The organism is Methylorubrum sp. SL192, from assembly GCF_026672325.1.
Lineage (GTDB): Bacteria > Pseudomonadota > Alphaproteobacteria > Rhizobiales > Beijerinckiaceae > Methylobacterium > Methylobacterium extorquens.
The window spans coordinates 3,387,307-3,400,828 of the sequence record NZ_JAPPQV010000003.1; the positions used below are offsets into that span (position 1 = coordinate 3,387,307).

At 70.1% G+C, this 13,522-nt stretch carries 11 protein-coding genes and 1 pseudogene; 5 read left to right on the top strand and 7 right to left on the bottom strand.

The features are described from left to right. Positions 1-70: 70 nt before the first annotated feature. Positions 71-2,698 (top strand): histidine kinase dimerization/phosphoacceptor domain -containing protein, encoded by a 2,628-nt coding sequence (locus tag OVA30_RS16690; RefSeq protein ID WP_004447074.1) that lies wholly within the window; start codon positions 71-73, stop codon positions 2,696-2,698. Between the two features lie 7 nt (positions 2,699-2,705). Beyond that, positions 2,706-3,263: a biliverdin-producing heme oxygenase gene (locus tag OVA30_RS16695; RefSeq protein WP_268176112.1), complete on the top strand. Its 558-nt coding sequence runs from the start codon at positions 2,706-2,708 to the stop codon at positions 3,261-3,263. Positions 3,264-3,329: 66 nt separating this feature from the next. Here OVA30_RS16695 and OVA30_RS16700 read toward each other — a convergent pair whose 3' ends face one another. Continuing rightward, complete coding sequence (locus tag OVA30_RS16700; protein ID WP_268176113.1) at positions 3,330-4,493, bottom strand: lysylphosphatidylglycerol synthase domain-containing protein; 1,164 nt, start codon at positions 4,491-4,493, stop codon at positions 3,330-3,332. Further along, on the bottom strand, positions 4,486-4,959 hold the full coding sequence (locus OVA30_RS16705; RefSeq protein ID WP_326493635.1) for a hypothetical protein: 474 nt from the start codon (positions 4,957-4,959) through the stop codon (positions 4,486-4,488). The genes OVA30_RS16700 and OVA30_RS16705 overlap by 8 nt, the downstream gene beginning before the upstream one ends. A gap of 255 nt (positions 4,960-5,214) precedes the next feature. Here OVA30_RS16705 and OVA30_RS16710 point away from each other — a divergent pair, with 255 nt between their 5' ends. The 3 genes from OVA30_RS16710 to OVA30_RS16720 all read left to right on the top strand — a co-directional run bounded on the left by OVA30_RS16710 (position 5,215) and on the right by OVA30_RS16720 (position 8,172). After that, a complete protein-coding gene (locus OVA30_RS16710) occupies positions 5,215-6,561 on the top strand; it encodes a capsule polysaccharide transporter (protein WP_003605985.1) in 1,347 nt (448 codons plus the stop codon). Positions 6,562-6,715: 154 nt separating this feature from the next. Next, positions 6,716-7,000 (top strand): hypothetical protein, encoded by a 285-nt coding sequence (locus OVA30_RS16715; RefSeq protein WP_012255232.1) that lies wholly within the window; start codon positions 6,716-6,718, stop codon positions 6,998-7,000. A 191-nt stretch (positions 7,001-7,191) separates the two neighbouring features. Continuing rightward, positions 7,192-8,172, top strand: a complete 981-nt coding sequence (locus OVA30_RS16720; RefSeq protein WP_268176115.1) for a phosphatase PAP2 family protein — start codon at positions 7,192-7,194, stop codon at positions 8,170-8,172. Between the two features lie 32 nt (positions 8,173-8,204). Here the strand turns inward: OVA30_RS16720 and flbD are convergent. The 5 genes and pseudogenes from flbD to fliF all read right to left on the bottom strand — a co-directional run bounded on the left by flbD (position 8,205) and on the right by fliF (position 13,428). Continuing rightward, positions 8,205-9,577 (bottom strand): annotated as a pseudogene (gene flbD / locus OVA30_RS16725) (sigma-54-dependent transcriptional regulator FlbD). Between the two features lie 153 nt (positions 9,578-9,730). Further along, entirely contained in the window at positions 9,731-10,078 is a 348-nt protein-coding gene (gene fliN, locus OVA30_RS16730) for a flagellar motor switch protein FliN (RefSeq protein WP_003605979.1), read from the bottom strand. 5 nt (positions 10,079-10,083) lie between these two features. Further along, the gene (locus OVA30_RS16735; protein ID WP_268176116.1) at positions 10,084-10,710 is read right to left on the bottom strand and encodes a FliH/SctL family protein; all 627 of its coding nucleotides are present in this window, start codon (positions 10,708-10,710) and stop codon (positions 10,084-10,086) included. Then, a complete protein-coding gene (fliG, locus tag OVA30_RS16740) occupies positions 10,707-11,762 on the bottom strand; it encodes a flagellar motor switch protein FliG (RefSeq protein ID WP_012255236.1) in 1,056 nt (351 codons plus the stop codon). Before fliG ends, OVA30_RS16735 begins: the two co-directional genes overlap by 4 nt. A gap of 43 nt (positions 11,763-11,805) precedes the next feature. Beyond that, entirely contained in the window at positions 11,806-13,428 is a 1,623-nt protein-coding gene (gene fliF, locus OVA30_RS16745) for a flagellar basal-body MS-ring/collar protein FliF (protein WP_268176117.1), read from the bottom strand. Positions 13,429-13,522: the final 94 nt, after the last annotated feature.

Consider the following 13,522-nt stretch of genomic DNA (forward strand, 5'->3'; position numbering starts at 1 on the left):
ACCGAATTGCGTGGCGAAGGCAGACCCGGCATTGCTTAACCGGGGCGTGGCAGGCATACCGGCTGCCGTAATGGTCGATCCGTCGCAGATGCATGCCGTGGGGCCGAACGGTGGTCCGGTCGACCTTCCGGTCGATCTCGATGCCTTGACCGCCGAGCAGCGGGATGAATTCGGCGTGGGCATTCTTGCCCTCGACGCCGCCGGAATCGTGCTCGCCTGCAATCGGGCCGCGGGCGCGCTGTGCGGCCTGCCGCCCAATACGATGATCGGGCGGAGTTTCTTCCGCGAACTCGTGCCGAGTGCCAACGTGCCGAGCTTCTACGGCCGCTTTCTCAGCGGCCAGCGCCGGAGCGTGGCCGATCAGGCCTTCGAGTTCGTGTTCGGCCGCATCCCGGCCCCCCTGCGGGCGCGAATCGGCCTGCGGTCCGGGGCGAACGGGCACATCTGGCTGACGATCACCCCCCTGGAGCAGATCGCCGCCGGCCCCTCGCGCGAGGCCGTCCTCGCGGCGATCGCCCAGCGCAGCCGGGCCGAGCCGGTCGATCCGAGCCTGTGCGAGCGTGAGCCGATCCACATTCCCGGCTCGATCCAGCCGAACGCGGTGATGCTCGCCGCCGACGCCGCGAGCCTCGAGATCTTGGCCTTCAGCGCCAACGCCGCCGACGTGCTGGCGCCCGATCTCTTCCCGCCCAACGGCCTCAACCTGGAGGCGGTGCTGCCGGGCGCGATCGTCTCCGCGATCCGCGACGGGCTCGCCGCCCACACCCTGACCGACGGTCGGCTCCTGCGCCGCTCGCTCACGCTTCCGCCGCGGGGAGAGCGCTTCCACCTCGTGGCCCATGCCCATCTCGGCCGGGTGATCGTCGAGCTGGAACTGGCGCCGGAGCGCCCCGAGGACTTCCTCGCCGCGAGCCCGCTCGACGCCGAACTCGCCATGATGCGGCTGCGCGCCGCCGAGTCCCTGACCGAGGCGGCGCAGATCGCCGCCCTCGAAATCCGCGCCATGACCGGTTTCGAATCGGTGCTGGTCTACCGTTTCGACACGGATTGGAACGGCGAGGCCATCGCCGAGGACATGGTGCCGGACTGGCAGCGCCCGCTGATCGGCCTGCGCTTTCCCGCCTCCGACATCCCGGCCCAGGCCCGCGCCCTCTACACCAAGGCCAAGAGCCGCTTCGTGATCGACCGCGACTGCGTGCCCGTGCCGCTGGTGGCCGACCGCGCCGCGGGCAACGCGCCGATCGACCTCACCTTCGCGCAGAACCGCACGCTCTCGCCGATCCACCTCGAATACCAGCGCAATCTCGGCGTCGACGGTTCGATGTCGATCTCGATCATGGTCGAGAACCGGCTCTGGGGCCTGATGATCGGCCATCACCGCCGGCCGCACTACGTCGCGCCGGAGACCCGCGCCGCGGCGACCGTGCTCACCGACGCCTTCGCCATGCGGGTGCAGGAGATCGAGGGCAAGGCGCTCTGGGGCGAGCGGCAGCGCCATCTCGACGTGCAGGGCCGGCTGGTGCGCGGGCTCACCCGTTCCGACGATTTCGTCACCTCCCTGACCCAGGGCGATCCGACCCTGCTCGACCTGTTCGGCGCCACGGGCGCGGGCATCGTCTCGGACGAGGCCGTCTGCCTCGTCGGCGTCACGCCCGAAGCGGCGAAGGTGCGGGCGCTCGCCGACTGGCTGCGGGAGAGCCTGCCGCCCGACGAGACCACCTTCGTCACCGACACGCTGGTGCTGCATCACGCGCCGGCCGCGGACTTCACGGAGATCGCCAGCGGGCTGCTGGCGGCCTTCGTCGGCACCTCGCGCCAGCATCTGCTGTTCTGGGTCAAGCCGGAGGTGCCGAGCACGGTGACCTGGGGCGGCGATCCGCGCAAACCCGTCCTGCCCGGCAGCGGCCCGGTGGCGGTGCTGCCGCGGCGCTCGTTCGAGCGCTGGATCGAGGAGCGCCGTGGCCATTCCACCCCCTGGGCGACGTGGAAGGTGGCGCTCGCCGCGCAGCTCGCCGACGCCGTGGACGGCGTGGTGCTGCGCCAGCGCCGCAAGATCGACGAGCTGACGGGGCTGCTCGCCGACAAGGAGCGCCTGCTGGAGCAGAAGGATCTGCTCACCCGCGAGATCGACCACCGGGTGAAGAACTCGCTGCAGATCGTGACGGCCTTCCTGCACATGCAGCGCCGGCAGATCGCCGACCCGGAGGCGCGCCAAGCCTTCTCCGAGACCTCGGCCCGCGTCATGAGCGTCGCGCGGGTGCATGACAGCCTGTACCAGGGCGAGAGCATGGAGCAGGTCGATCTCGGCCAGACCATCCAGACCCTGTGCAGCGACCTCGCCGGCATGGCCGGCGACGAGCACAGCGTCGAGTTGACCGCCGAGCCCGGCCTGATGGTGCCCTATCGGCACGCGGTGGCGCTCTCGCTGATCACCACCGAACTCGTCACCAACGCATTCAAATATGCCGGCAAGCCCGAGAAGGGGGCGCGGATCAGCGTCTCCGTAGCCGGCGGCGAAGGGGCGGCCGTCCGCCTCAGGATCTGCGATGACGGCGAAGGCATGCCGACGGGCTGGGAGAACGCCAAGGCGCGGGGCACCGGGCTCGGCATGAAGCTGATCCGCGCCATGCTCGACCAGATCGGCGCCCGCCTCGACGTCGAGAACGCCGACGGCGCCTGCTTCACCGTTCACGCCTGAGCCCCACTTGATCGACAGCCTGCACGCCCGCCTGCGGGGCGCCACGCAAGCGGCGCATGAGGCGCTGGAGCGGGACCTCGATTGGGAGGCGCGCGTGGCGACGCTGCCCGGCTATCGGGCTCTGCTGGTCCGCCTGCGCGGCTTCCACGCCGCCTACGAGCCGGCAATCGCGGCCGCGCTCGCGGACGCAGCCTTCTTCGATCCGCGCCGACGGCTCCCGGCCCTCGATGCGGATCTGCACGCCTTCGATCGCGCGGCACCCGACACCGTGCCGGCACCCGCCGCGCCCCGCCTCAACGGGGCGGGCGCGGCTTTGGGTGCGCTCTACGTTCTGGAGGGCTCGACGCTGGGTGGCGCCGTCATCGGCCGCCACGTCGCCCGCCTGCACGGGGAGGGCGTGCCGCTGGCCTATTATGCCGGCCGCGGCCGCGCGACCGGGCCGCTTTGGCGGGAATTCCGCGAGCGGCTGGACGGGCTGCCGGAAGCGGAGGCCGCCGCCGCCTTCGCCGCCGGCGTCGCGACGTTCGAGGCGATGCGTGGGTGGCTCGTCTCGGGCGAGGGCTGAATCGCCCGCTTCCAGGGCTCTGCCCTGGACCCTATGACAAGGACTCGTCCTTTCGAAACCCGAAACTCAGCGTGGCGGCAGCACCTGCGCCCGCTTGGCTTCCAGGGTCTGCCAGACGATCAGCGAGGGCAGGCCCAGCGCCACGTCGGGCACGCGCTTGGCGAGCGACAGGGCGATGGCGGTGCCCGCATCGAGCCCGAACAGGGCACCCACCACCACGAAGCCGCCCTCCTGCACGCCGAGCCCGCTCGGGACGGCGAAGGCCGCCGACTTGATCGCCTGCGAGAGCGATTCCAGCACCAGCACCTCGGTCAGGCTCACCTCGACCCCGATACAGGCGAGCACGATCCAGATCTCGGCCGCGCCGAGCCCCCAGGCCACGGCGTGCAGGGCGACCGATTGAGCGATCGGCCCGCGGCGGTCGCGGGCCCAGACCACATCGAGGGCCTCCTGCACGGAGAGGATGCCCGCCGCGCTTGCCTCCGGTTTTGCCCCCTCCGGGGCCGCCGAGCGCAGGAAACGGCGCCCGAGGGCGGCGAGGCGCCGCTCCAGCCCCCGCGCCGCGCCGAGCGTCTGCAAGGCGAAGAAGGCGGCGACCGCCGCCACCGCCACCACGGCGGCCTGCGTCGTCCACCATGCGAGCACGGCGGCGGCCTCCCCCGGCAGCCGCCAGAGCAGGCCGGCGCCGAGCCCGGTGAAGGCTACCTGCGTCGCGACCTGGATCAGCATGTCGGCCAGCAGCGAGGCGGCCGCTAGGCTGCCCGCGACGCCCCAGAAGGTCAGCAGGCGCCCGCCCACCACCTCGCCGCCCACCGAGGCGACCGGCAGGAGCACGTTCACGCCCTCCCGCACGAAGCGCAGGATCACGAAGGCGCCGGGCTCGACCGGGGGCTCGGCGGCGGCCTTCGCGGGATGGGCGTGACGTCCCGACGGCGGGATGCCACGCAGCACCCGCGCCCAGGCGAGCCCGCACAGCAGCACGATGACGGCCCGCACCCCGACGATGGCGGCCAGCCCCGCCGGACCGATCCGCCCGAAGGCCGCACCGATCGCCGCAAGGTCGTTGGTGGCGACGAGCCAGACGCCCAGCCCCAGCCCGACCAGGGTGCCGACGAGGGGCAGCCGGCGCAGTAGCCCGCGCAGGAGACGCCCCGGTCGCGGCCGTTCGGCGGGCAAATCCGAGGAGGGATCTGCGCGCTGATCCCCACGGCGAGCGGGTGCCTCAACCATTGCCGGCTCCATCGGCCGGGCTCGCCTCGGACGTTGTGAACACCACGACGGGTGCGGCCGGCGGCGGCACCACGGCGGCGAGGGTGAGGGCCGCGGGGCCGATGGCATCGAGCGCCGGATCGACGAGGATGACGCGGCGGCGCGCCAGGGATTCCGGTGTGGCCAGCGTCAGCATCCGCTTGGGGCAGGGCCCGAGACAGCCCGTCTCCAGCACCCGGACCTTGCCGGCGCCCTTGCCGGCGGCGGCGTCGCGCGCGCCCTGCCGGAACGCCCGCTTGACGGCACGGCCGAGCTGCTTGCGGTCCACGCCCTGGCGCTTGGCGCATTTGCGGCAGACCAGCACGAGGTCCGTGAAGCCCGCCTTGGCCGTTCTCACCTTCGTCGTCTCGACCCGGGCCGATTCAATCCGGTCCGATTCGACCTGGTCCTCTCGGGCCGCCCCGCCCGAATCCTGCCGCCGTCCCACATGTCCCCCCGTCCGGCCCTTCGATTCGGGCCGCACTCCGTTTCGGGGGCGGTATCGCAGTCCCCCGGCCCGGGGCGCAATCCCGGCGGATCGCCGCGCCTTAAAAAGGGCCGAAAAGAACGTGACCTGAACCACCAGACAGGATGCCGCCCCGAGCTTGCCGAAGCGTCTGGTCCGAGCGTATCGCGCGTGGCCAGGCGCGAGGCCCCTCGTGCGGGCGTGCTCCGGCCGCGGATCCGTGAGGACCCCCATTCGATGAGTTCCGACGACGAGGTCAAGCAGGCAACGCGGGTCCGGCCGAGCCCGAGCGTTCAATCGCTCATGGATCTTGCCCGGCGCTCCGTGCCGGACCTGCGGCGCAACGCCGAGACGATCGAGCCGGTCTCCCCGGGCAAGGGCCGCTTCCCCGGTCGGGCGCTGGTCGAGCGGGCACGCCGCGGCCTCGAATGGACCCGGCTGCCCGGCCTGCGGCCGCGGCAGGCGCGTCCGCCCGAGCGGATGGCCAAGCGACTGTTCCGCAGCTACTGCCTGTTCGCGCTGGCGCCGACCGCGGTGGTCGGCCTCTACGTCTTCGCGATCGCCAGTCCGCAATACATCGTCGTTTCGCAGTTCGCCGTGCGCGGCAACGTCGAGCCGATGGCCAGCGCCGAACTCGGCCTGCACAGCGACCTGATCCAGAAGCACAACAGCCAGGACAGCTTCATCCTGCGCGACTACATCGGCAGCCGGCCGATGGTGGAGGCCGTCGATGCCAAGCTCGGCCTCGAACGGATGTTCTCGCAGGACGGGATCGATTTCTGGGCCGGCTACGGCGCGGGTCAGCCGATCGAGAAGCTAGTGCGCTACTGGCGCCGGCAGGTGATCCCGCACATCGATGCGATTTCCGGCGTGATCCACCTGAAGGTGCGCGCGTTCAAGCCCGAGGACGCGGTTGCGATCTCGGAGGAGGTGATCGCCCGCTCCGAGACCTTGATCAACAGCATCTCGCGCCGCGCCCAGAGCGACATGATCGCCAACGCGAAGAAGGAGGTCGAGCAGTCGTTCGAGCGGCTCAAGCAGGCGCGGGTCGCGATGCAGGAGTTCCGCAACCGCTGGGGCATCATCGATCCGGTGAAATCGGCCGAGGCGGCCGTGACCACGATCGAGCTCCTGCGCAAGGACAAGATCAAGGCGGAGAACGACCTGCGCGTGCTGCGCGACTCCAAGCTCGATGAGAAGAGCCGCGGCATCCAGGTGCTCGTGGCCACCCTCGGCGCGCTGGACGGGCAGATCAAGGATCTGCAGGGCCGCCTCACCACCGACGGCATCGTCTCGAATTCCGAGCACAACCTCACCCAGGCCCTGCTCGAATACGAGGGCCTGATGGTCGAGCAGACGGTGGCGGAGAAGCTCAACGCCTCGATGCAGATGATCCTCGACCGCGCCCGGGTCGCGGCGGCCAAGCAGCAGATCTATCTGGCCACCTTCGTGCCGCCCCTGCTGCCGACCTATTCGGAATACCCGGCCCCCTTCTACGCCCTGTTCGCGGCCCTGTTCTGCTTCACCGTCCTGTGGAGTTCGGTCTCGCTCGTGACCGCAGCGGTCAACGACAACCGGCTCTAGGGCCGTATCCGACCCCATTGCATCAGGCCGGCGTCTCCAGGCCTTTGATTGAACCCGCATTCTTTCGACGGACCGGCTTCCCCTCCGTCGGAATGCACTCTAAGCGGCGCCAGACAAACGACTTTCAGCGAACGGCTTTCATCGAACGGTTTCCATGGCGGATTTCACCGATCTCATCGCGCGCGCCGTCAGTCCGTCCATGAGTCGGGAGGAGCGCGATCAGGTCTACACCGTGGTCCGTCAAGCGGTGCAGCGGCTCCAGGACCGCGAGGGCCTGGCCGGTGACGATCCCCGCATCCTGCTCCAGCGCCACCTGATCGAGGAGACGATCCGCGACGTCGAGTTCGACATCGTCCGCTTCCTCACCCTGCGCAAGATCGAGCAGGCGCGCGCGGCGCAGAACGCCGAGTACGAGGCGCAGTTCGCCGAGAAGCCGTGAGGGGGACGGTTGCTCGCCGGCAGTCGCGCGCAAGACAGCAAGCCACCTCTCCCGCGTGGCGCACACGGACACGGCGAAGCGGCCATCCCGATGAGGGGCGGCCTTCGGAAACGCCATAAACGGGCAGGTTGTCTTCATTTGATGGAAACAGCTCATGCGGGAAGCTTCAGCTTCCTGCGAGCGAGCGTTCCATGCCTTTCCTGCGCACCTTTCCGACCAGGGCGGCGGATGCCGCCGGCCCGTCACCATCGACCTACGGCCTGCTGCTCCTGTCGGTTGCGGCTGCCATGTGCGTTCAGAGTCTGACGGACGTCTGGCTTCACACCTCCGTTGTGCAGTGGCTTGCTCCGCTCTCGATGCTTGCTGGTGCTGTCTACTTCAACACCCGCCCGATCTCTCGCCGTCGCTTCGGCGCAGGACTCGCCCTGCTGGCCGTCTTGATCATACAGCTGCCCACGACCAGCGCTCTCGCCTACGGCGTTCAAGCCTTCGGCCTGCCGCTGCGCGACGACTGGTTCATCGGAATTGATCGCGCCTTCGGCTTCGATTGGCTGACGTTCCAGACCTCCATGGTCGAGCGACGGGGTTTGATGGAGATCCTGAGTCGAGCCTACGAGACATTCTTCCTGCAACTCGGCCTTACGCCCGTCCTTCTCGCGGCTCTGGGCGAAGTGCGTCGCTCCGATCGTTTCGTAGCGTCCTTCATCCTCTGCGTGTCGATGACGACCATCATCAGCGCCGTGTTGCCGGCAGAGGGCGCGGCAGGCCTCCTCGGGCCGGACGAGGCGCATCTGCTCTTCCAGGGCGCGACGCCGCTCGTGGATCTGCATGCGTTGCGGGACGGCACGATGCGCGCCCTGCCTCTGAACGAAGTCGGGCCGCTGATCTCCTTTCCGTCACTTCACTGCGCTGTGGCCTACCTTGTGACGGCTGCGATCTGGCCGTTGCAGCGCTTGCGCTGGGCCGTGCTCCTCCTGAACGCCGTGATGACGGTTTCGGCCGTGACACATGGTGCTCACTATGCCTGCGACTGCGTCGCGGGCTTGCTCGTCGCTGCGGTGTCGTTCCACCTCGCCGGGCAACTGGGGCCTTGGAGCGAGAGAATGGTCGCGCGGATGCGCGGTGTGGCGGTGCTGCCTGCCGCCACCGCTTCGACCGCGCTGACTCCGTAGAATCGGCTCGACGTCTTTCGACGCCGCCGAGCTCAGCCATAGGCCGCCATGGCCCGCACGCCGCCGGGCTCGGCCACCTTCACGCCCGCCTCGACATACTCGTTGAGCTTGTTGCGCAGCGTCCGGATCGAGATGCCGAGGATGCGCGCCGCGTGGGTGCGATTGCCGAGGCAATGGTCGAGAGTGTCGAGGATCAGGTCGCGCTCGACATCCGCCACGGTGCGCCCGACTAGGCCGCGGGTCGCCGCCTCCGCCGCGCTCGCCGCCCGCTCGACCGGGCCGGAGGCCGCCGTCGGCGCCGCGAGCGATTCGCCCTCCGGGCTCAGGATCGCCTCCGGACCGATCTCGGCCCCCTGCGCCAGGAGCACCGCGCGGTGGATCGTGTTCTCCAACTCGCGCACGTTGCCGGGCCAGGGGTTGCGGGCGACCAGAGCCTGCGCCTCGCGGGCCAGCGGACGCAGCGGCAGCCCGTTCAGCTCCGCGTATTTGCGGGCGAAATGGGCGGTGAGTTCGAGGATGTCGGCCAGCCGCTCGCGCAAGGCGGGCAGGCGCAGATGCACGACGTTGAGGCGGTAGTACAGATCCTCGCGGAACGTGCCCTTCTTCACCTCGTCGGCGAGGTTGCGGTTGGAGGTGGCAAGCACGCGGATATCCACCTTGACGGGGGCGGCTCCGCCGACCCGGTCGATCACCCGCTCCTGCAGCGCGCGCAGCAGCTTGGATTGCAGCCGCACGTCCATCTCGGAGATTTCGTCGAGGAGCAGCGTGCCGCCATTGGCCTCCTCGAACCGGCCGATGCGCCGGGCGACCGCGCCGGTGAAGGCGCCCTTCTCGTGGCCGAACAGCTCGGATTCGAGCAGGGCCTCGGGGATCGCCGCGCAGTTGACCGAGACGAATGGGCGGCCCGCCCGGTTCGACTTGGCGTGGACGTGGCGGGCCAGCACCTCCTTGCCGGTGCCGCTCTCGCCGGTGATGAGCACGGAGGCTTCCGAGCGGGCGACCTGCTCGGCGAGCCGCACCACGCGCTCCATGGACGGATCGCGCCAGATGAAGCTGCGGGCGTCCGCCGCCACGGCCTCCAGGACCGCCGCGATCAGTTCGGGGTCGGGGGGAGGGGGATGTACTCCTTGGCGCCCGCCTGGATCGCCGCCACCGCGGCGCGGGCGTCGGAGGCGATGCCGCAGGCCACCACCGGCGTGCGGATGCGCTCGTCGGACAGGGCCTGCACCAGCCGGCGGATGTCGAGCCCGACATCGACCATGACGAGGTCGCCGCCCTTGGCGCGCAGGGTCGCGAGCCCCTGGTCGATCCCGTCGGCGTGGGTGACCGAGGCGCCCCGGTTCATGGCGATCTTCGAGGCGGTGACGAGTTCGCTCGAGAGCCGTCCGACGATGAGCAGCCGCATGGCGTGGTGTCTCCGAAAATTCATCCGATTCGGATGGCCGTCCCGGCCCGCGATGATCTCTCATCGCAGGCCGGCCCCCGCGAAGGCGGGGCGGCGGCCGTCCGCCGGACGTGTCGATCCCGACCCGCAGGCCGGGATCGACACACCAAAGGGTCAGTGATCGTTCTTGATGATCTCGGTCATGGTGACGCCGAGGCGCTCCTCGACCAGCACGACCTCGCCGCGGGCGACGAGGCGGTTGTTGACGAAGATGTCGATGGCCTCGCCGACCTTGCGGTCGAGTTCGAGCACGGCGCCGGGGCCGAGCCGCAGGAGGTCGCCGATCGGCATGCGCGAGGAGCCCAGCACCGCCGAGACCACCACCGGCACGTCGAAGACCTGTTCGAGGTCCGCCGCATTCTTCGGGCTCGTCGGCGCGTCGCGGACGGAACCGGGGCCGCCCTCGTCGTAGGGCAGGTCGCCCTCGTTGAGCTGGGGCAGGCTGAAATCGTCGCTCGACATCGGGCTCAGGCCTCTGCGCTGGCGAAATTGGGGGAAAGGGCGGCGTCGACCGCGGCCTCGATGCGGGCGCGCTCGCGCACGACGCCGCCGTCGGCCCATTCGAGCCGGGCATCGCCCGGCGCCATGTCGGGTTCGCCCAGCACCACGAGGCGGCCCTCGAAGCCGTTCTCGCGCGACAGGCGCCGCATCAGCGTCTCCGCGTCATCGACGAGCGCCTCGTTCACCCGCAGCACGAGGTGGGGCACGCCGCGCAGGTGCCGGAGCGCGGAGCGGGCCGCCTCCTCCACCGTCGCCAGCGGCCGCGCATCGAGGGCCTCGCCCGCGATGCGGCGGGCGAGTGCGGCCGCGAAGGCCAGCGCCTGCGCCTCGCGCTCGCCGTCACGCGCATCGGACTGGTTGAGGAGGCCGGCCGCGGCGAGCCCGACCTGGGTCAGCGCGTCGGCGAGCCGGGCCTGTTCCTGGAGCGCGGCCTCGGCCCGGCCGTCCTGCAGGCCGTGGGCATAGGCGGCCGCCTCGATGGCGGCCCGTTCGGCCTCCGCGCGGGCCGAGGCCTCCGCATCGGCGGCGGAGGGCCCGCGCGGGCGGCCGAAATCGGTGTCGAACAGGAAGGGGCGGGAGGCGCGCGTGCTCAATAGACCAACTCCTCCTCGCCGCCGTTCTTGGCGATCATGATCTCGCCCTTCTCGGCCAGCTCCTTGGCCAGTTCCGTCATCTTGGCCTGCGCCTCATCGACCTCCTTGAGGCGGATCGGGCCCATCGAGCCCATCTCGTCGGTGAGGTTCTTGGCCGCGCGGGTCGACATCTGGCGCATGAAGAAGGCGCGCACCCGCTCGTCGGCGCCCTTGAGCGCGCGGCAAAGGGTGTCGTTGTCGACCTTGCGCATCAGGGTCTGGACCGAGCCCGGATCGAGCTTCAGGAGATCCTCGAAGGTGAACATGAGCTGGCGGATCTTCTTGGCCGAGCCGCGATTGGCCTGGTCGATCGCCGCGAGGAAGCGGGTCTCGGTCTGCCGGTCGAAGGCGTTGAAGACCTCGGCCATGAGTTCGTGCGCGTCGCGCCGCGTGGTCTGGGCGATGGTCGAGACGAACTCGGTGCGCAGCGTCTCCTCGATGTGGCGCAGGGCCTCCTTCTGGACGGTCTCCATGCGCAGCATCCGGTTGAGCACGTCGATGGCGAACTCCTCCGGCAGGATGGTGAGCACCTTGGCGGCGTAGTCGGCCCGCACCTTCGACAGTACGACGGCGACCGTCTGCGGGTACTCGTTGCGCAGGAAGTTCGCGAGAATCTCGGGGTCGATCTGGGTCAGGCTCGCCCAGACGCGCTTTCCGGAGGCACCCTTGATCTCCGCCATGATCGACGAGACCTGCTCGGGCGGGAAGATCTTGAGCAGCAGCGACTCGGTGCGCTCGAAGTTCGAGGTGATGCCGCCGCCCGAGGACAGCCGCGAGACGAAATCGACGATCAGCCGCTCGACGGTGGCGGCTTCCAGCGAGCCGAGCTGCACCATGGCGTGGCTGACGAGCTTGATCTCGTCCTCGTCGAGGCGCTGCCAGATCGGCGCGCCCTCCTCCTCGCCGAGCAGCAGCAGGAGGGCGGCGGCGCGCTGCGGGCCCGGCATCTCGGCGAACGCCTTCGACGCATCGAGGCTCTCCATGGCAGCGTTGAAGTTTACGCCCGCGGACACGAATTCCCTCCTCTCTTCCGGTTCTGCGTGGTGTCAGCGTCCATCAGGAATCGTGGATCCAGTTGCGCAGCACCTCGACCGTCTCGGTCGGGCTCGCCCGCACCATGTCGACCACGCGCTCGACCGTCTCGGCCTGGATCTGGCCGTTGATCTTGGCCGACTCGAGGAACTTGTTGGTGCTGTTCTCGCGCACCGCGATCTCGACCGGCGCCTCGCCGCCCCCCGCCCCGGCCAGCGCGAGCGCTCCGGCTGGGCCGGCGAGGGCCATCGGCGCATCGGATTCGAGCACGCGGCGCAGGAGCGGACGCACCACCGCCATCAGCACGACCAGCGTGAGCAGGCTCAGCACCGTGAGCTCGACGAGGCGCATCACCTCCTCCTTGGTCGGGCTCAGGAAGGACTGGATCAGGCCGGGCTCGGAAAATTCCGCGGCGGTGGGGGTCTCGGCAAAACGCAGGTTGACCACTTCGACCTGATCGCCGCGGACCTTGTCGTAGCCGACCGCGGTACGCACCAGCGCCGTGATCCGCGCGATCTCGGCATCGGAGCGCGGCTGGTAGGCGGGCTTGCCGTCGGCGCCGGGGGCGTAGACGCCATCGACCAGCACCGCCACCGACAGCCGCTTGAGACGGCCGCCCTCAAGGGTCTCGACCTTGGTGACGCGGGAGATCTCGTAATTCGTCGTCTCCTCGTTCTTCTGCGAGGAATCCTTCTGCTGCGGCGCGGGCTGGTTCTGGTTGGCGCCCGGCAATTCGTTGCCGACGGTGACCTGCCCCTCCGCCCCGCCGGTGAGCGAGTTCTCGGAGCGCGTCTGGGTCGAGCGGACGACGCGGCTCTCGGGGTCGAAGCTCTCCGAGCGGCTCTCGACCCGGTTGAGGTCGAGTTCGGCGGTGACCTGCACCCGGGCGCGGCCCTGGCCGACGATGCCGGCCACGATCTCCTCGATCTGCGAGCGCATCCGCCGCTCGATGCCGGCCTGCCGCTCCTCCAGGGCGCCCGCCCCGTCGGCCTCCGCGCCGCGGGCGCCGTCGGCGAGCAGCCGGCCGCGCTCGTCGACGATCGAGACGCGCTCCGGCTTCAGGCCCTCGACCGCGGAGGCGGCGAGATGCCGGATCGCGCGCACCTGGCTCGCATCGAGGTCGCCCATCAGCTTGACGACGATGGCGGCCGAGGGCGCCTCGCGGTCGCGCTCGAACAGGCGGCGCTCGGGGATGACGAGGTGGACGCGCGCCGCCTGGACCCGGCCGATGGCGCGGATCGAGCGGGCGAGTTCGCCCTCCATCGCCCGCAGGTGGTTCACGTTCTGGACGAAGCTCGTGGAGGAGAAGGCGTCGCCCTTGTCGAAGATCTCGTAGCCGATGCCCCCTTGGGACGGCAGGCCCTTGCCGGCGAAGTCCATGCGCAGCTTGGCGAGGTCGGCGCGGGGAGCGAGCACGGTCTGGCCCATCTCACCCTTGGTCTCGTAGGTGATGCCGCGCGCGTCGAGTTCGCGGATCACGGACGAGGAATCCTGCAGCGAAAGGTCGGAGAACAGCACGCCCATATCGGGCCGCGAGACCCGCAGGATCACAAAGGCGAAGAAGCCGACCAGCGTCAGCGTCACGGCCGCCATCGCGGCGATGCGCGCGGGCCCGAGCTTCGTCACCAGATCGAGGATGGGTTTCACGGACGGGCACGCCTGCGCACAGCGGTGCGGCCGCGAGGGATGCGCGGTCGCCCGGCAAGAATTGCCCGGTGCGTGGTTAGCGAGGCGTTAACGC

Excerpts from the sequence above, each read along its gene's own strand:
- OVA30_RS16690 (WP_004447074.1), top strand. The coding sequence starts at position 71 with ATGGTCGATCCGTCGCAGATGCATGCCGTGGGGCCGAACGGTGGTCCG.
- OVA30_RS16700 (WP_268176113.1), bottom strand. The coding sequence starts at position 4,493 with ATGGTTGAGGCACCCGCTCGCCGTGGGGATCAGCGCGCAGATCCCTCC.
- OVA30_RS16710 (WP_003605985.1), top strand. The coding sequence starts at position 5,215 with ATGAGTTCCGACGACGAGGTCAAGCAGGCAACGCGGGTCCGGCCGAGC.
- OVA30_RS16715 (WP_012255232.1), top strand. The coding sequence starts at position 6,716 with ATGGCGGATTTCACCGATCTCATCGCGCGCGCCGTCAGTCCGTCCATG.
- OVA30_RS16720 (WP_268176115.1), top strand. The coding sequence starts at position 7,192 with ATGCCTTTCCTGCGCACCTTTCCGACCAGGGCGGCGGATGCCGCCGGC.
- fliN (WP_003605979.1), bottom strand. The coding sequence starts at position 10,078 with ATGTCGAGCGACGATTTCAGCCTGCCCCAGCTCAACGAGGGCGACCTG.